Origin of the sequence: Brevibacterium limosum (genome assembly GCF_011617705.1) — a bacterium.
In the GTDB taxonomy this organism is placed as follows: domain Bacteria; phylum Actinomycetota; class Actinomycetes; order Actinomycetales; family Brevibacteriaceae; genus Brevibacterium; species Brevibacterium limosum.
Genome location: NZ_CP050154.1, coordinates 340,479 through 358,877 on the forward strand (window position 1 = coordinate 340,479; position 18,399 = coordinate 358,877).

Consider the following 18,399-nt stretch of genomic DNA (forward strand, 5'->3'; position numbering starts at 1 on the left):
CAACCTGACACAGATACTCGGAAGAGGAGAAGGGAAACCTCATGTTGTCCACAGCCCGCCGATTCGCGGCTCAGATGCTGCCGAACGGAGTCTCACCGTCAGTCGTCGAAGAGGTCTATTCGACTCTGAACAACCCCACATCCCGTTCTTCCTCTGCCGCATTGGAACAGATCGCGCAACATGCTCGCACTCATGTGCCCTTCTACCAGAACTTGAAGGGCGAGGGTTTCGAGTCGCTGCCGGTGGTCACAAAACCGATGATGGTGGCGGACCGTTCGCAGTTCTTCGATGAGCGGGTGAATTCTGACAACCTTGCCAGCCGTTATTCGTCCGGGACTTCTGGTGTACTCTACGATTCCTACTTCGACGCCAACCGGATCTCTCATCACAGAGCCGAAATGGTGGCTGCTTTTCGATTCCTCGGCGCCGACCCGTTTGCCCCGACCCTCCATGGCACGACATGGTTCGACGTTTCGGCCAAATCCAAGCTGGTGTATTTCCTACAAGGCAAGCGGATGTACAGCGGAGAGCACGATGAGCAGAGTATTCGGGCGATCGCTCGATGGCTGAGGCGCCGACGCGGGACCATCGTCGTTGCGCTGTGCTCCTATCTGGATGCGCTCTTCGAGGGCTTTCGCAGGTACGACATCGAGTTCGCAGAAGGAGTCATCGGTGCAGTGCTTGGAATCGGTGAGCCTGCTACCAGCTCATTGAACGAACTCATCCGGTCCCAAGCAGGAGTTGATCTCGCTATGAGGTACTCCAATACCGAGAATGGGATCTTCGGAATCTCGGACGGCGCGCTGACCCGTTATAGGCTCAACACTGCGACCTTCCATTTCGAGATCCTGGACCTGGACTCGGACCGCCCAGCTCCGCCGGGTGGAATCGGACGAATTGTGGTCACAGACCTGTTCAATCGCGCATCGCCCTATATCCGATATGACACAGGGGACGTCGGGCGGTTCGGTGTCGACGACGCCGGTGCGACGATTCCCGGCATATTGCAGGAGCTCAGTGGGCGCAACCGGGATTTCTGCATCGGCGGTACCGCAGAGGTGCCTCAGAGGATACTGCATATGGGAATGATGGAACTTGCTGACCAGCTCCAGGAGATCCGACAGTTCCAGCTTCGTCAGAACGATATTGGGAAGTTCACTTGGGTGCTCAACGCGCCCCGATCCGCAGCCCTCGAGCTCCGTCTTCGCAGTATCCTCGACGACTGCGTCGGGGACATCGTGCGCTGTGACTTCACCTATGATTCGCAGCAACTCGTCGTCGGGTCCGGTAAACGTCAGAGCTTCGTCAACGAGATTCCCAATCCAGAGAGTCTGTTCAGGTCCCGATCACTCAACTGAACTGGTAGGAGTCACCGGCACCCTTCCGGCGACTCGAATGCTTTCGTATTTCGCGGAGACAACGCCGGGCTCATAACGACTCCACTCGAACCCGTTGTCTCTGCCCATGGCCTGGGCCAGATAGTACAGCGGGACATCGGCTCCCGCGAGATGCACGAATGGATATCCGCCGCCGAAGCGCGGATTGATGTCGATGACAGTGCTGCGTCCCTCCCCGTCGAGGAACATGTCGACATCGATGAGTCCGGTGAGCCCAGCCGCTTTCGCGATGAGAGCCGAATTCGCAACGAACGGGGCAGGATCCACGGTAACCGCTTTGTCCGTCTCGCCCGCTCGCATCCGCAGCTTGCGTCGGGCAAGGACAGCGGCGAGGTCACCGGGGGCATGAAGTGCACCGACGATATCGACACCGTGTTCGGTGCCGGAGAGTTTGGGTTGGACCACGACATCGTCGGCAGTCGGCTCACCGCCCGATTGCGCAGGTGCGGAGAGCAGCGATTCGGCCACAGCTTCTTCTGCCCGGGCAGCGGACACGATTGCGAGACCCGACGAACCGCTGCCGAACCGGTGTTTGACGACGACGTCATCGGTATACGCTGCAAGTGCCGACAGGCCTGCACCGTCTCCGCCGGTGACTGTCGGCGCAGTTCGCACGCCGATCGCGGTGAGCATCTGCGCCATCCGTAACTTGTCGACGCAGCCGCGTTGCCATTCGGCGGACACACCGGGGACGAGCACTCCCAACTGTCGCATTCGGTCCGCGAGGTCCGTATTCACATGGAGATGAAGGAGCTCATAGTCGTTGACGGAGATGAACAGCTGCGGTTGAAGCTCGTCAACGAGGTCCAGCAGGGCAGCTTCGTAAGCAGGATCCGAGTATTTCGGCATGATCCTGGCCAGGTCGCCATAAGACGCGGCCGAACTCGTCTCGTCGTTCTCGGTGACGACTACGCGCCCCTCGACGCCGAGAGTCTTGAAGGCCCTGCGGAACCAGTCGATGAGATACAGGCGTCGACCGGCTGAACCGATCACGACTGTGGCTGGAATCGACGTCATGTGGTCCTCCTGCAATCACTCAGCGTAGTGCGAGCTATGGGCGTATGTTTCCTCGGCGCGAAGAAGGCTGACACCTTTGAACGACCGTCGTCGGCCTGTTACTCAGAAGCTTATCCGCCTCTGAGACGACGAACCAGGATTCGCTCTGCTCCAGACCCGTTCGAGCGGGTCACCGCAGGGTCACTGCGGGTCACCGCAGGCTCATGTGGAGACCCGGTCCAGGCTCCTTCCGCGCCGGTAGCGTGAACCCCGAAACGCCGAGCTCTCCGAGCCGGTCAGAACGGTGCAGAAGAGTCTTTGAGAGCTCGCCGGTGTCGTCGGTCGCAATCATCGACAGCAGTCCTGCGCGCAATGGTTCCGCAGTGTGAAAGGACACGTTCATGGGCAAGTTCGAAGTGGATCCGCTGTCGGCGGTTGCTGTCGACGCAAAGGTGACGATGCAGAGTACGGAGGAGCAGTGACACCTCAGACGTTCCATGTGCTCGCTGTCTGCACCGGCAACATCTGCCGGTCGCGCATCGCAGAGCTGGCGCTCGCAAAGAGGTTCGCCGACGTATCCGAGATCCGTCTGCGTTCGGCCGGGACACGGGCCGCGTCGGGGTGGCTGATTCCGGAGGAGGTGCGAGAGATCGGCGGTTACATGGGCGTCGAGGAAATCCGTACCCGTCGCACGAAGCAGGTGAGCGAGCAGACTCTCGGCGATGCCGACCTCGTCCTCGTGATGACACGGGACCACAGGCGGGAAGTGGTCGAACTCAATCCGCGAATCATCCGCAGAACCTTCACGATCCGTGAACTCGCCAGCCTCGCCGCGGTGACCCGCGACGCCGACATCATAAGCGAAGGCGGCGGGCCATCAGCAGACCGGGCCGCGCGCCTGCGCGCCGCAGTCGGAGCAGCCGCACGGCGACGCAGCCGGCGGCGGTCCCCGAAACAGGTCACAGTCGACGATGTCATCGATCCTTACGGCTGCGATCGTGACACCTACGCCCGCTCGGCGCTTCAGCTGGCTCCCGCGGTCGAAGGGGTCGCGGCTCTGTTCCAAAGGGCGCTCAACCTCGGGGAGGGAGAATGATGGGCGAGTTCGATCCGAAGACGCCGAGACGGCCGCGAGGTCATCCGACCGTGGTACGCCGGAGGCAGCCGTATGACACGGTGAAGCGGACGATCGATGTCTGTGCCAGCGCGCTCGGAATCATTGTGACGGCACCGGTGCAAGCGGGAGTCGCTGTGATCGTCCTCGCCGTGCACGGCCGGCCGGTGATCTTCCGCCAGCCTCGTCCGGGGCGAGGGGAGGAGATCTTCGAGATCCTCAAGTTCCGGACCATGCTCCATCCCGACGACAAACATGTCACCGACGGCCAGCGCCTGACCCCGCTCGGACGGTTTCTGCGGGCTTCGAGTCTCGATGAGCTGCCCTCGCTGTGGAACGTCCTCAGGGGCGATATGAGCCTCGTCGGACCGCGGCCGCTGCGGGTCGAATACCTCGAGCGCTATACGCCGGAGCAATCGCGACGGCACGAGACTCTGCCGGGAATCACCGGTCTGGCACAGGTGCGAGGCCGCAATGAGCTCGACTGGGATGACAAGTTCCGCCTCGATGTGGAATACGTCGACCGCCGGTGCCTGCGTCTCGACCTGCACATTCTGCTGCAGACGGTGCAGACCGTGCTGGGCAGACAGGGCATCAACAAAGGCGGATTCGATACGATGCCGACGTTCACCCGAGAGAAGGACCCCGGCGATGAACGTACGTGACCGCTTCGGCGGCGCCAAGCTCGCCGCCGCGGTGCTGGTCGCTTCGCAGGTGTTGGCCGCCGGCGGCGCCGTGGCAGTGAACCTGCTGGCCGCTTTCGTGCTCAGCCCCGCCGGGCGCGGTGATCTCGCATTTGCACTTCAGCTTGCGTACTTTCTCTCAGTCTTCGCGATCATGGGCCTCGAACGACCCTTCATCGCGGCACGCTCCGGGGGATTCGGCGCCGAGTACCGAGTCTTCTCCAAAATGGTGACACCGGGAACTCTCTGCATCGTGCCGGTCGTGGTCCTTGCCGCCATGTTCTCGCCATTCAGCACCGACTGGCTGTGGCTGGGCGTCATTGCGATCGCCGGCTATGTCGCACTCAATTCCCTGGTGCGGGCACTGCGCGTCGCCTATGTCTGCAGCCGTGAATGGAAATGGTTCACGGTCAATGCGGTCGCCACCCAGGTCATCATCGTCATCGGTGCCATGCTGCTGGTGCTCTTCAAAGTGGACGATCCGGTGCTGTGGATGTGGGCCTACGCCGCCTCAGCGCTGCCAGCCGTGGCGCTGCTGTTCCTCGTGCCCAGGTCGTGGAAGTCTGCGACCCCGTCGCGGGAGGAGAGTCGGGGGCTGCGCCGCCGCGGCCTGGTCCTGCTGCCCTCGGATTTCAGCAACACTGCAATGCTCCGCTCGGACCGACTGCTGCTGCCCGTGCTGAGCAGTTCGGCGGCGCTCGGTCTCTACGTCACCGTGGCCACTGTCCTGGAGATGGCCACCTGGCCGGTGCAGCAGTGGGTGGATGCCTCCCTGCGCAGCTGGTCGACGTCGTTCTCATCGCGTCCGCTCCCCGTCGTCAGGCTCATCGGCGGCAGCCTCCTCCTGCTCGCCGTCTTCGCCGGGCTGCTCGGGGCCGCAGCCTGGGCCATGATCCTCTTCGTCCTCCCGGAGTCCTACCTTCCGGCGACCACGGTGATCATTCCCCTCGCAGTGTCCGCCATAGTATTCGGCCTCACCCGTGTCCAACAGGGACTGCTCATCGCCGCGGATGCACCGGGAACCGTGTCGATCGTCGAGATCATCGGCACCGCAGCCTCGCTGCTGGCCTACCTCGCTCTGATTCCGCCCTTCGGAATGCTCGGCGCGGCCTACGGATCGATCATCGGCTACAGCGTCTGCGCTGCGGCCGGTGCGATCGCCCTTGCCAGGGTGCTACGGAGCAGAAGTGAGGGAACGATGCGAGCACAACCACCGGAATGTGAGCCGGTTGGTGCGGTGAGCGACGCAGAGACGCCCGCGCTGATGGCGGCGACCGAGGAATCTGCCCCTGAGACGACCGACCGATTCACAGACGAGACGAGGAAGTGAACCCATGGACATCCTTATGATCGCTCATTTCACCGGTGGTGGAAGCCACCCCAATGACCGTTTCGACACCTTGGCGAGCATACTCGCTCGGCGTGGAGCGCAGGTGGAACTCGTCACCTCGTCATTCCATCACCTGTCGAAGTCGCAGCGGGATCTCACTCTCATCCGGAACCCGCAGTATCTGACGACGTATCTGGCTGAACCGGACTACCGAGGCAATGTCTCCATCGGACGTCTGCGCAGTCATCGTGTGCTGGCCAAGAGACTCAGCGAGTATCTGCAACAGCGCAGAGTCCCTGATGTCGTCTACTGTGCCGTCCCCTCTCTCGAGGTCGCGCAGGTCGCTGCCGACTATGCCGAACGGCACGGAGTGCGATTCGTCATCGATGTCCAGGACCTGTGGCCAGAGGCCTTCGAAATGGTGCTCAGACCGCAGTGGGCAGGTCGTCCTCTGTTCGCGCCGCTGCGCCGAACGGCCGAACGGATCTACCGGGCAGCCGACGCAGTGATCACTGTCTCCGAGACCTATTCGAGCCGAGTCGCCGATGCACGCGGTGACGATTCAACAGTGAGCACCGTCTACCTGGGAACGGATCTCAGCCGCTTCGACCGATTCACAGCAGAGCGACCGAGCGACGACGGATACGTCGAACTCGCCTATATCGGGACCCTGGGCCACAGCTATGATCTGCCCACCGTCTTCGGTGCTGTCCGCAAGCTGAACCACGATGGCATCCGCATGCGGCTGCACGTCATGGGCACCGGGCCGTTCGAAAGCCAATGGAGGCGTGAACTGGCCGATCTGCCGGACGAAGTCATCTTCTACGGACGACTCGAATTCCCGGAGATGGTTGCCCGCCTGCGCGGTTGCGATATTGCGATGAATCCCATCGTCGCCGGGGCCGCACAGTCCATTACCAACAAGATCGGTGACTACGCGGCGGCAGGCCTGCCCGTGGTCAACTCTCAGGAATGCGAAGAGTACCGCGACCTCCTCGAGGACTATGGTGCCGGCATCAGCTGTGATCCGAGCATCGAATCCATGTACCAGGCCCTGGTGGAGATGGCGACCGGCAGGCAGCTGGCCGAACGCGGACGCGGATCCCGCCGCATGGCCGAAGAACGGTTCGACCGTGCCGTGACCTATGAACGACTGGGTGAGGTGGTCCTCGATGCCAGCTGAACTCGCACACCCCGGCATGCTCCACCGGAACAGAGCCGGGAGCCCAACAGACAACCATCAGAATCCCTCCAATGGAAAAGGCCGATCATGAGCGTTCAGCGTTATCTCACAATTCTCCGCGAGCGGTGGGTTGCCGCATTGTCGATGGTTGTTCTTGTATTGGCCGCCGTCGGCGGGGTGACTGCACTTCAGCCGCCGACCTACGAGGCATCGGCGAACGTCTTCGTGCGCACGGACCCCGGAAGCTCTGTTGCGGACCGCTCCGCTGCCGCCGATTATGCGCGCCAGCAGATCTCCACCTACGCCGACCTGGTGACCAGCCCGATCGTCCTCGACCCGGCGATCGACTCGCTCGGACTGACCACCGATGCCGGAGAACTCGCGAAACGAGTCTCGGCCACGGTTCCAGAAGACACCCTTCTCATCTCGATCACGGCTCAGGCCGGCGATGCCCGATCCTCGGCAGAACTGGCGAACGCAGTGGCAGCGAGTCTCCGGTCGCAGGTGGCGGAGCTCGAAACGGCGAGTGGACCGGCAACCGTCCAACTCACGGTCGTCACCCCCGCCACCGCTCCGAGCAGTCCGGCGTCACCGAACCTGGTGCAGAACTTCGTCCTCGGTCTGCTTGCCGCGCTGCTGGCCGGGCTCCTCGCTGCTGTGCTGCGAGATCTCCTCGACAACAGGGTCCGCAAGACCAGCGATGTCGAGGCTCTGACCGATGCAGCGGTCATCGGCACCGTGGCCCGGATGACGGCAGGAGACGATCACACCCTCGTTTCGCAGTACGGAACTGAAGATGATCAGTCCGAGTCCTATCGGGAACTGCGATCCAATCTGCGGTTCCTCGAATTGGGCGAGACGAGTCGCTCACTGCTCGTGACCTCATCGGTGAAAGGAGAGGGGAAGTCGGTGACGTCCATCAACCTCGCTGCTGCGCTCGCCCGTGCCGGCTGCAATGTCCTTCTCGTCGACGCCGACCTGCGGGATCCCTCACTGCACAGCTATCTGGGGCTCGAAGGAGGAGCAGGGCTGTCGACGGTGCTCATCGGCGATTCCGATCTGGACAATGTGGTGCAGCCCGTGGAACTGCCGAACCTCACTGTCCTGGCCAGCGGTCGGGTTCCTCCCAACCCCGCTGAACTCCTCGACAGCGACCAGATGACGGCCTTCCTCGACGAAGCCGCAGCCCGGTATGACGTCGTCATTCTCGACTCAGCTCCGCTGCTGGCGGCCACAGACGCTGCCGCGCTCGCCCGGCGGGTATCCGGGACGATCTTCGTTGCCGGCAGCGGAACCGTCCGTCGGACTCAGATGTCGCAGGCACTGCGGAAGCTGCAGCTCGTCGATCGGCGCCTCCTCGGCGTGGTGCTCAACGGAATGCCGAAGACCGACAGCACGACCTATTCGCAGATCTACAGAGACGCCTATGCAGCACAGGCCCCGCAGACTGAGGAAACGGCAGCGCCGCGACGTCGTCTGCGCCGTGGAGCGCGCGCATCGGAACAGCGTGCAGACGTGTCAGCCGTCGAACCGGATGTTCGCGCAGCCGTGGACGAACTGACGGAGAGTCTGCCGGGGCGCAGCCGGAGTCGCCGTTCGGCATCGCACGGGCTGTGGGCTGCCGGCGATGACTGAGCACCTGGCTGTCCATACAGCAGAGAGAGTGACAGGAGGTGGATGGTCGTGTCCCTGACATTGGTGGAGAAGAAGCTGTCAGCCGATCGCCCCGCTGACTCGGATCCGCCCGTCCATTCTCCGCTCTTCGTCATCGTCTTCACGTCTGCCTGCCTCTTCGTCGTCATCGTGGCTCGTCTGTGGTTCTCGACAGACGCCTCAGTCGTGAACATCTCCAGCGAGGTGATGTCGATCGTCTCATTCGTCCATGGAATGACGCTGTTCGTGTTCCTGGGCCGTGACCGCATCACGATGCCCGGCTACTTCATGGCCTCCAGTGCCGCCATCGTCGGGATCAGCGGACTGCTCGTCATCCCCGACCCCTACTTCATCGAAGGAGCCCGCCCCGAGGTCTACCTCAATGCGGCACTGTTCGCCAGCACTCTCACTCAGATCGGCATCGGAGCGCTGTGCCTGCGATCAGACTCGACAGGACGCCCAGAGCCGGTGGTGCTGCCGCTGCGAACTGTGCAGTGGGCGCAGGGCGCCGGAGCCGTCGTGCTCACAATCGCAGCGGTCCTCGGCGACCGCCTCGAGCCCGTGCTCGACGGAGTCGGGTTCTCAGCCATCCTGCTCTTCTGTGTCGCGACGCTGCTGAGCCCGAAGGGTCTGCAGAGTGTGTGGAACATCGTCCTCGTGCTCGGCGCACTCGTGACCTACCCGACGCTGATCATCTCCGGTACGGGCAGACTGCGAGCGATCGCTCTCATCTTGGCCCTCGCCTATGTCTTCTTCCTCCGCTACGGACGGCGCTGGATGAAGACCGTGGGTGTCATCCTCGCGCCCATCCTCTTGGCGGGGTTGGGTGCCTGGAGGAAGGAATACGAGGTGTCATTGAGCGGGGACTACGGCAACGACACCGGACTGTCATCCATGTTCGTGGCCATCGGCAACTTCGGCTCGTTGATCCATGACTCCGAACTGGGACGCCTGCCCACCCTCGGTGCTTCTCTTCTGTCTCCGCTGCGATCGGCACTGCCCGACGACCTGGCCCCGCATTGGATCCCCGAAGCCATCGGCTACGAACTCGCGGCACTCACCGACCCGGAACTCTACGGAACCGGGTTCTCCACCGTCGCCTCCATCTACGGAGACCTGTGGTGGAACTTCGGCCCACTTGGACTGGTCATCGGGGTCCCGCTGCTCGCTCTGATGCTTGACCGCATCGATGTGTGGACGGTCCGCAGCTATCGGAGAGCGGCACAGGGTCCGCGCGACCTGCTGTACTTCGTGTTCTTCGCCTCGCTGCTCGGCGGGGTCGGCGACATCGTCTGGGCAGGATTCCACACCTGGATCGTGCGCATGTACGCCCGGATCGCAGCACTGCTTCTGCTCTGGGCGGTCACGTTCTATTCCCCGGCACAGGTCTTTCCCTCCTACGTGTCCTTCGGAACGCAGGAACGGCGCACATCGCCCAGGCGTTCGCTCTCGCGAACTTCGATTCACAGTGAATGAAGGACTGTCCATGACCGTCACGGAGTCCCTCACAATCGCCATCGCCTCCGCCTCCTATCGAGCGCACTATGTGAGCTGGTTCAGGGATGCTCTGGCCTCGCAGGGCATCCGGGGTGAGGTGATTGCGCTGGAGTATCGGTCATCGGCGCCGACGTTGGCAGCAGCAGACTGCAGCGTGATCCTGCCCGCTTACAACTCACCGGAGTATCGCGGCGCAGTGCTGGAGTGGGCCCGAAGCGAGTCTCCTGACCTCTTCATCTCGCTCAATGACTATGAACTGCAGATCCTTGCGGATGGTCTTGCCGATGATCTCCGGGAACTCGGATGTACGGTGGCCTCCCTCGGCTCGGCTGCCCAGAAGATTGTCCTCGACAAACGCCTCTTGGCTTCGACTCTCCATGACTGCGCCATCCCGACTCCCACGACGTGGCTGGGCAGCGAAGCCGAGCAGGCGATCAGCGTGAACCCCAGCGGCGACTTCGTCGTCAAGCATCGATTCGGCAGCGGTTCGGCAGGTTTGGGGTTCGCCTCCGCGAAGACTCTTCGCGCGGCTGTCGACGAGTCGGCGCAATCCGCGAAGAACCCGGACGGCAGAACGAGTTCAGCCGGTCTCGACGCAGTGATCATCCAAGAACAGCTGCCAGGCGCCGAATACGGTGTCGACGGGATCTTTTCGCTGCATGGGACCGGAGAGCTGCGCGGAGTGCTGGCACGCCGCAAGGATCGCATGCGGAACGGAGACACAGACGTCGCCACAACAGTGCCCGCTGAACGATTCGCGGCTTCCCTGGGCGCTCTCGGCAGAGTCCTCACACCGGTCGGTCCCATCGACGTCGATTTCAAAGAGTCAGCCGATGGTGAGCCGCTCATCATCGACGTCAATCCGCGTTTCGGAGGAGGCTACCCGTTCTGCCATCTCGCCGGAGCCGACGTCCCCGCTGACATCGTCAGAACGTTGGTCGGGTGGGACGATGATCCGTCTCTGCTGCGGTGCGAACCCGGACTCACCTCGGCCCGACGAGACGACTTCATGGTGCTCGGCCGGGCCTGAAGGCTTCGCGGTGGTCGGCTAAGCCGATTCTGACCAGATGTTTCCTCTCAAACAGTCTTCTGCGGTGCCCTTTCTCCTGACCTGTTCCAAGGACTCTCCGTGACGGACGAAGACCGCGGGCGGAAACTCGATGAATGACGACTGATAGGACATGGTGTAGGCGCCCACCCGCTCGAAGATGATCCGATCACCTTCGCACAGCAGCGGGGCGTCTTTGAGGACGGTCAGCCGGTCATTCTCCATGCAGGTGAATCCGCAGATCACCTGCTCAGGAACGGACTCCGTCGATGCCGCTTCAAGGCGGAGTCCGAAATCCTTCTCGCGCCGGAAATGCGGATCGATGTCGGTGCGGCTCGCATCTGTGATGACAAAGCGTTGACCGCCGATCTTCTTCACATCGATCACCTGTGCGTGGAATTCGACGGGAACGGCAATGAGCGCCCCTCCGGGCTCAACGATCAGGCGAGTCTGTTCGAAATCGATCGTGGCATCGAGTTCTTCGCGGATGGCAGACACATACTGACCGAAAGTCGGGCTCCCTCCGGGACTGTTGAAGAACCCGCCGCCGATGTCGATCCAATCGAGGCGAAGCTGATGAGAGCTGATGACCTCTGCGGCCACCGCCGCTGCGGCACGGAAGACCTCGAGGCTCTGCGTGCGCGAGTTCCTATGCATATGGAGGCCCGTGACTTGCACTCCAGCGGACTCCAATGTGGTGATCGCCTGACTGAGCTCGCCGTTCTCAGCATTGAACCCGAAACGGCTGCTGGTCCCCGCCAAGGTGTTCTCTCCGGGGCAGCGGGCATCAAGATCCCAGTTCACACGCAATCCTGCACGCAGCACACGGTCCGGCTCTTCCGCCGCCAGTTCGGCCGCCCAGCGGACCTCCCGCTTCGAATCCAGATTGATCACGGCCCCGTAGAACAGCGCCTGTCGGAGACGATCACGGCCTTTGACCGGACCATTGAAGACTATCCGATCAGGTGAGAAACCGACCGCCAGCGCCAATTCGTACTCGGAATCCGAGACCACTTCGGCCCAGATCCCTCTTCTGTGCATGAACGAGAGCAGCCAGGGCAGGGAATTGGTCTTGAACGAGTACGACAGAATCGCGTTCGGCCAGTGACGGTCGAGCGCACGGCGAAAACCACCGACCTGCTCTTCAAGGACCGGGAGGTCGAGGACATACGACGGTGTCGGCGGCTCACCCGGTCGGACCAGTTGCTTCAGCGCATCAGCCATGCTTCTCTGTTCCTCATCTCCAAGCAGCAGGTGCAGCCACTTGGGCACACCTCGCTGCCGACGTTCGGCACTTCTTTCGGGATCGCAATCGCTGCTGTCGGGGATTGGACCGACCTCGGCATGTGCGTGGTCATCTCCGCGACAGAGGCCAGCGTCCTGGGCAGACGGTCCTGGGCAGACATGAGAACAGAGATTGTGAAGCGGCAGACCACGATCGGCTTCCGCTGATTTCGACGGTACCAGGATGGGCGCTCCCCAGCGGTTCGTGCATCCGCATTCTCGTAGCGGACTACCGCACACCGCGCGGTGTGGAGCACGAAAGCTCGCGAAATACGGGCACATTGGGAGTCAAGTCAGATCTGCTGGCTGTGCGCTGACTGACCGGACGGCTAAGAGAAGACCTGACTTTGAAGGGAGAACTGACGTGTACGTCGACGAATGCGACGCGGGCTTGGTCCGACGAGGTGAAGGATGGGTGGCCATGAGCTCGAACGCCGAGGGTGGGAGACAGGATCCTCGTCGCAGTCTGGGCGACTTCATCGTCGAGCTCGAGTCCGCAGGCACCGGCCCGGTCGATCCCGAGCTCTGTCGACGACTCTGGGTCGGGAGTGCCGGTCGTGCTCGATTCGCCATCTCGGTGCTCCGCGCTGCAGCAGCGGCCGGCGTCAGCGTGGATCCTGAATCTGCGACCTTCTCCGAGTGGGTGGCCGAGGCGTGCCCGCCGTTGACATTGGAGCTCGGTCCCGGCGACGCAACTGCGGCGGCAGTGCTGGCGCAACTCAGCACCGTATCCGAGTCGACCACTCTGCGAGTGCTGACGGCGGTGTCCGATGATCTTCTCGGCGGCACCGGATTCCATGATCCGGAAGGAGTCATCGACAGGCTCGAGTCCAACGGGGTCCTCGTCCGAGTCGACGACGCCGCGCGCGGAACGCTGCTGCAGATCCCGACTCTCATCGCGGCCAAGCTGCGTCACGATCTCGCCGCCGAGGCCGGGGCGGGACCGGTGGTCGCCTCGCTGCTCGACGTGCTCATCGACCACATGGAGTCGGCGGGAACCGTCGACGCGGACCTTCTCGGGGATGTGCTGCTCCTGGCTCGACACGGTGGGCACTGGGCCCTGTTGCAACGGGTGACCGAGGCGGTGGGCATACCGATGTTCCTGCTCGCACCCCGGCCCGCCTGCACCGCGTTTCGCCTCCTGCCGCCCAAGGTCCGTGCGGCCTGGTCGGGTCTCGAATTCTTCGGAACACTTGCTGAGGACATCCTTGCAGACACCGCTGCCGGAACGCCCGCTGAGATTCGGACGGCGACGGTGAGACAGACAGGACCGGGAATGCTGAGATCACGGATGCCCGGAACACTTGAGGCGCCGGATCCCGCGGCGGTCGAGCACGGAGACGTCAGACGACAGGAGCAGCCGACCATATTCGTCGGCACGATCCGCTCGATGATCGGACTGGCCGATGCCGGCCGCCATGGTGAGGCGGCGGAAATGGGAATGCGGGTCGCCGCGACAATCCGCAGCGCACGTGCGCGTTCCATCGTCCGGCTCCTCACCGCGACCGCTCTCCACCACACGGGAGCGTCCCGCCGCGCATTGTCCCTTCTCAACGAGATCGAAGGACCGGCCCGTGCCGGGCATATCGACGGCGACTTCCTTCTGCCGGCGATCAGCGCCTGGACGGCTCTCATCTCGGCGATCAGCGGCGATCATGAACGAGCCGACGCGCACCTGGTGGCGGCCGTGGAGTCTTCGAGCGCAATGCGACCCGGTCGCGGCCCGGGCGAGAACTCAGCCGACCCGGTGCCGCAACCTGCAGTCATCATCGACGAACTGGTCACCCCAGCCAGTCGCATCGCTTCGGCGCTGCGGGCCCTCGACCGACTCGATCTCGCCCGGGCGAAACGCGAACTCGATGCGCTCTCGACGTATCCGGAACTGCGGACGCTGTGGGTCTACCTGCCGTATATCTCCCGGTCACTGGCGGTTCTGTCGGCCGAGGCGGAGTCCGGACTGCTGTTCGTCAACGACGATGCGGAACGGTTCCGAGACTCCGGTGTTCTCTCCGAGGCGGAGAAGGATCTGCTGGCGCTCGGACGCAGCATGGTCTTCATCGCCCTGGGACAGCTGCGGTGGGCGGAGATCGACCGCGAACGACTCTCCCCGTCATGCGACGCCCGCATCGTCCTCGACGTCAGATCGAAGCTCGTCGCCGGGCGCAGCTCTGAGGCGATTTCGTGTGCCGACACTTGGTTCTACCATCGTTCGCTGAGCCCGCACAGCCGGGCCGAGCTCGCCGCGATCAGAGCGGCGGCCGAACTGCGCAGCGGAGACGAGGCCGCGGCGAGGAGCGATTTCGTGATGGCCGTGAGCCTCTCGGCCTGGGTGAGTTCTCTGCTCCCGCTCGCGCTCCTTCCCCTGTCCGACCGCAAGCTGCTCGTCGAGCTCACCGCCGACTCGCCCGCATGGGCGGAAGCCGCGGCGGAATTTTCCGACACCTTCGCAACGCCGGAAGAACTCACCACCCGGCTGCGCACGATCGGCCCGGTCTCCGTGGACATAGCGTCGATGCCCCAGCTCAGTGCGGGAGAGGCCCAGCTCATCGACTTTCTGGCGCGAGGTCTGACCGTCGCTGAGATCGCCGTCGAACTGCAGCAGGTCACCGGCACCGTGAAGAACCGGCTCTCGGCGCTCTACCGCAAGTTCGGGGTGTCGAGCCGGGCGGAAGTGCTCATTCGTGCCAGGTCCTTCGGCTACCTCGCCTAGGAACACAGTCGGGGCCCATCGACCCTGCCACTTCACGCCGTCACAAGATCCCGCCTCCGGAACCCGACCGTCCCCGCCCCGACGAGGACCACAGCGATCCCGCCGAACCACAGGACCGCCTCGGCGGAGAGATCCTGAGCCGGATACTGCCCGATATGGGTGAACAGGGAGAGGTCGAGGACCGCGTCGTCGAGTTGCATCATCCCGCCGAAGAGGGCGAGCACCGCCGACGCTCCGAAGACGATCCAGCTCAGGCTCATCAACCGCGGGGCGAAGCCGTAGAGCAGGTAGGCGAAGCCGAGCAGGGCCCAGATCGACGGCGTCTGCGCGAGGTGCCCGAGGGTCGTCGGCCACAGCAGCGACCAATCGTCCATCGACACCGCCGCACCGAGACCTTCGCCGAGACCCGCCATGCCCATCAGCCAACCGGCTCCGGCCAGCGTCGCGGCGGCCCAAGAAGCCAACCAGCCGCTGCGGGAGACCGCGGTCGCGAGCACCGGTTCGGTGTGGAAGGCGGATTCCTCAGACCGCAGCCCACCTGCGGCGATGACCGCATACGCGGCAACGATGATCGCGAAGTACAGGGCCATATAGCCGAGGTAGCCGTCGACGATTCCCGACCGACCGCCCATGATCGCCAGAATCTCCGGCGGCATTCCCGCCGCGCCCTCGTCCATGGCTCCCGTGAACGAACCGAACACCACGCCCATGACCAGCATGCTGATCGACCACCAGATCAGATTCGATGCCTGCAGGCGCAGCGCCAGACCGAGGGGTGTCGCCAGCAGCGGTCCTGCCTGCGACCGGCCCAGCCGTTCGGCGATGATCCCCGCGCCCAGGTCACGACGTGACTGCAGCATCACGGCAACGACGATGAGGACTAAGAACAGGCCGGCCGAGCACAGCAGCGGCCACCAGCGGTCGAGTGTGAACGGTGCCGTCTGCTGCGCCCACCCGAAGGGTGAGAGCCAGGACAGCCAATCGAGCGTACCCCCGGACACCGCCGACATATCGCCGATACCGCGGACGACGAAGCCGAGCGCAAGCACCGCACCGGCCATCGACGAGGCGGCCCTGGCGAATGCGCTCAGCTGCACGGTGACCGCGGCCACCGCCGCGAACACGCATCCCACCGCGCCGATCCCGACAGCGAACAGGACCGTCGCCGACCACGATTCCGGCTCGGCCTGCGAGAATCCGAACGCCGCCGCCATTCCCGCGCTGAGCAGGACATTCATGAATACCGTGAGCACGAGGGCGGCGATGAGCTGAGTATGCCGACCGGTGACCCCGGCGCGGACGAGTTCGGCCCGCCCGGTCTGCTCCTCGGCACGAGTGTGCCGAGAGACGGTGAGGATCGACATCAGGGCCGACCCGATCATGAGGAACACCCCGTACATTCCGACGATGAACCGGGGGATCGTCACCTGATCGAGCCCGTACCCCGGCCCCGTGATGAGCGCCATCACCGGATTCTTCGCAAAGGCCGTCATCGCCTGCAGCGAATCCGAGTCCATGACCACCGCGATCGCATTCGCGAAATACGCGGTGAGCGCGGAAAGGGCGAGCACCCAGATCGGCAGCCACAGCCGGTCCCGGCCCAGCATGAACCTCAGCAGGTGACCCAGCCCGGCCAGGCTTGACTCGCCGAGGCGGCCGCCCCGCTCGCGTTCATGTGCACCATGATGGCGCCCGGATCGTGGTGCCATCGCCCCGCCGCCGTGGACGGGACGATCCCCGCCTTCCGTGTGCGCAGCAAGCAGATTCATGACTCATTCCTCCTTGCCGTAGTGGCGCAGAAGCAGCTGTTCGAGGGTCGGCGGTGTGGCGGTGAGCGATTCGACATCATGCTCGCCGAGTGCCCGCATGATACGGGGCAGCTGAGCGGTATCGGCGCTGAAATGCAGCTGCGAACCCTCGCGCACGAGGTCATGGACTCCTGCCATCTCGGACAGAGCGGGCACATCGTGTTCGAGTCCGACGGTGATCGTCGTCCGCGACAGGTGCCGAAGCTCGGACAGAGTCCCCGTCTCGACGATGCGCCCGGAGCGGATGATCGACACCCGGTCGGCCAGCGCCTCCACCTGGGCGAGGATATGGCTCGAGAGCAGCACCGTGCGCCCGGCGTCCTTCGCTGCTCGGATGCAGTCCTGGAACACCGCCTCCATGAGCGGATCGAGTCCGGCCGTCGGCTCATCGAGGAGGAGCAGTTCGACGTCTGAGGCGAGAGCGGAGATGAGCGCGACCTTCTGTCGGTTGCCTTTAGAATAGGTCCGGCCCTTCTTCCGCGGATCGAGGTCGAAGGCTTCGATGAGCTCATCGCGGCGGCGTCTGTCGACCCCTCCGCGCAGCCGGGCGAACAGATCGATCGCCTCACCGCCGGTCAGCCCCGGCCACAGTTCCACATCGCCGGGGACATAGGCCAGACTGCGGTGCAGGGGCACCGCTTTCGCCCAGGGATCCTCGCCGAGGAGGCGCACCGTTCCTGCGTTGTGCCGCAGGATGCCGAGCAGGATCCGAATCGTCGTGGACTTGCCGGCGCCGTTGGGGCCGAGGAAGCCGTGGACTTCGCCGCGGGCGACCTCGAGGTCGAGGCCGTCGAGCGCGCGGACGCGGCCGTAGGATTTCACAACGTCTCGCATCGAGATCGCCGCCGAGGCGGGTGCGCCCTGGTCGTGGGCGCGGCGAGTGCTGGTCAGTGTGCTCATGATTCCTCTTCTCGCAGATCGGATCGAGCGGATGCTTCCGAGCGAGTCTGCTCGGAGTGCTGAGTGGTGGGAGACGTGCTGATGTCGGCGTCCGCCGGGACGGTTTCGAGGACGCCGTGCAGGTAGAGATCGAGCAGATGCGGTGCCAGGCGGGTCATCGTGCCGGTGGTGTTCTCGGTGCCGAGGTTGGTCTGCAGGCGCTGATCGAGCATTGCAGGCGCCAGGGCCATGACCGCGATGGTCGCCGCCTGCCCGCGCGTGTCCTCGCTCTGCCGGAAGGTGTAACCGGCGAAACCGTCGGTGATGTAGGACTCGACGAGGTCGACGTAGTGGTCGAAGTAGCGCTGACCGTGCGCGCTGGGGTCGAGCAGGGACTTGACGAGGTAGTCCACTGCGGTGGTCATCTCCGGATCGTCGAACATCATCTGCACGGCCATGGTGGCGTATTCGGCGTTCTTCGCCTTCGAGTCAGCGATCCGTTCGAACACGTGCTCATCGCACGCGGTGCGCAGCCCCTCCTTGGACCCGAAATGGTGGATGACCAGGCCGGGGGAGACCTCGGCTGCAGCGGCGATGCCGCGGATCGTCGTCTTCGTGAACCCGTGCTCGGCGAACTCGGCGACGGCCGCCGAGAGGATTCTCTCGGCTGTCTCCGGGGAAGCATTGGGAGAGCGGCGAGGGCGGGAATCAGGATTCGTTGAACGCATGTTTAATATTAAACGCGTGTTCAATCACGGATGTCAATGACCGGGCTCGGAAAGTTCGTGCCCTTCTGTTTACATGCAACCAAACGGTT

14 protein-coding genes are annotated in these 18,399 nt (G+C 63.7%); 9 read left to right on the forward strand and 5 right to left on the reverse strand.

From position 1 onward, the window contains the following. Positions 1-41: 41 nt before the first annotated feature. Complete coding sequence (locus GUY37_RS01500) at positions 42-1,358, forward strand: phenylacetate--CoA ligase family protein (protein ID WP_166821323.1); 1,317 nt, start codon at positions 42-44, stop codon at positions 1,356-1,358. Here GUY37_RS01500 and GUY37_RS01505 read toward each other — a convergent pair. Next, the gene (locus GUY37_RS01505; RefSeq protein WP_166821326.1) at positions 1,347-2,414 is read right to left on the reverse strand and encodes an ATP-grasp domain-containing protein; all 1,068 of its coding nucleotides are present in this window, start codon (positions 2,412-2,414) and stop codon (positions 1,347-1,349) included. The genes GUY37_RS01500 and GUY37_RS01505 overlap by 12 nt on opposite strands. A gap of 457 nt (positions 2,415-2,871) precedes the next feature. Here GUY37_RS01505 and GUY37_RS01510 point away from each other — a divergent pair, with 457 nt between their 5' ends. From GUY37_RS01510 to GUY37_RS01540, 7 genes are all read left to right on the forward strand, one after another. Next, positions 2,872-3,489, forward strand: a complete 618-nt coding sequence (locus GUY37_RS01510) for an arsenate reductase/protein-tyrosine-phosphatase family protein (RefSeq protein WP_166821330.1) — start codon at positions 2,872-2,874, stop codon at positions 3,487-3,489. An 80-nt stretch (positions 3,490-3,569) separates the two neighbouring features. Then, a complete protein-coding gene (locus GUY37_RS01515; RefSeq protein ID WP_227492625.1) occupies positions 3,570-4,172 on the forward strand; it encodes a sugar transferase in 603 nt (200 codons plus the stop codon). Continuing rightward, positions 4,159-5,520, forward strand: coding sequence for a lipopolysaccharide biosynthesis protein (locus tag GUY37_RS01520; RefSeq protein WP_166821333.1), 1,362 nt, complete (start codon positions 4,159-4,161; stop codon positions 5,518-5,520). Before GUY37_RS01515 ends, GUY37_RS01520 begins: the two co-directional genes overlap by 14 nt. A 4-nt stretch (positions 5,521-5,524) precedes the next feature. Beyond that, positions 5,525-6,703 carry a glycosyltransferase family 4 protein gene (locus GUY37_RS01525; protein WP_166821336.1) on the forward strand — a complete coding sequence of 393 codons (1,179 nt, stop codon included), beginning with the start codon at positions 5,525-5,527 and terminating at the stop codon, positions 6,701-6,703. 87 nt (positions 6,704-6,790) lie between these two features. Further along, positions 6,791-8,338, forward strand: a complete 1,548-nt coding sequence (locus GUY37_RS01530; RefSeq protein WP_166821339.1) for a polysaccharide biosynthesis tyrosine autokinase — start codon at positions 6,791-6,793, stop codon at positions 8,336-8,338. A gap of 48 nt (positions 8,339-8,386) precedes the next feature. Continuing rightward, complete coding sequence (locus GUY37_RS01535) at positions 8,387-9,832, forward strand: hypothetical protein (RefSeq protein WP_166821342.1); 1,446 nt, start codon at positions 8,387-8,389, stop codon at positions 9,830-9,832. A gap of 10 nt (positions 9,833-9,842) precedes the next feature. Beyond that, positions 9,843-10,883 (forward strand): ATP-grasp domain-containing protein, encoded by a 1,041-nt coding sequence (locus tag GUY37_RS01540; protein ID WP_166821345.1) that lies wholly within the window; start codon positions 9,843-9,845, stop codon positions 10,881-10,883. Positions 10,884-10,901: 18 nt separating this feature from the next. Here GUY37_RS01540 and GUY37_RS01545 read toward each other — a convergent pair whose 3' ends face one another. Further along, entirely contained in the window at positions 10,902-12,125 is a 1,224-nt protein-coding gene (locus GUY37_RS01545; RefSeq protein ID WP_166821348.1) for a type III PLP-dependent enzyme domain-containing protein, read from the reverse strand. Positions 12,126-12,606: 481 nt separating this feature from the next. Here GUY37_RS01545 and GUY37_RS01550 point away from each other — a divergent pair, with 481 nt between their 5' ends. Further along, positions 12,607-14,895, forward strand: coding sequence for a helix-turn-helix domain-containing protein (locus tag GUY37_RS01550; RefSeq protein ID WP_166821351.1), 2,289 nt, complete (start codon positions 12,607-12,609; stop codon positions 14,893-14,895). 32 nt (positions 14,896-14,927) lie between these two features. Here GUY37_RS01550 and GUY37_RS01555 read toward each other — a convergent pair whose 3' ends face one another. From GUY37_RS01555 to GUY37_RS01565, 3 genes are read right to left on the reverse strand one after another with little or no spacing between them, the layout of a single operon-like run. Further along, the gene (locus tag GUY37_RS01555; protein WP_228278292.1) at positions 14,928-16,664 is read right to left on the reverse strand and encodes an ABC transporter permease; all 1,737 of its coding nucleotides are present in this window, start codon (positions 16,662-16,664) and stop codon (positions 14,928-14,930) included. Positions 16,665-16,667: 3 nt separating this feature from the next. Beyond that, positions 16,668-17,603: an ABC transporter ATP-binding protein gene (locus GUY37_RS01560; RefSeq protein ID WP_166821354.1), complete on the reverse strand. Its 936-nt coding sequence runs from the start codon at positions 17,601-17,603 to the stop codon at positions 16,668-16,670. Next, positions 17,600-18,310 carry a TetR/AcrR family transcriptional regulator gene (locus GUY37_RS01565; RefSeq protein WP_166821357.1) on the reverse strand — a complete coding sequence of 237 codons (711 nt, stop codon included), beginning with the start codon at positions 18,308-18,310 and terminating at the stop codon, positions 17,600-17,602. The genes GUY37_RS01560 and GUY37_RS01565 overlap by 4 nt, the downstream gene beginning before the upstream one ends. Positions 18,311-18,399: the final 89 nt, after the last annotated feature.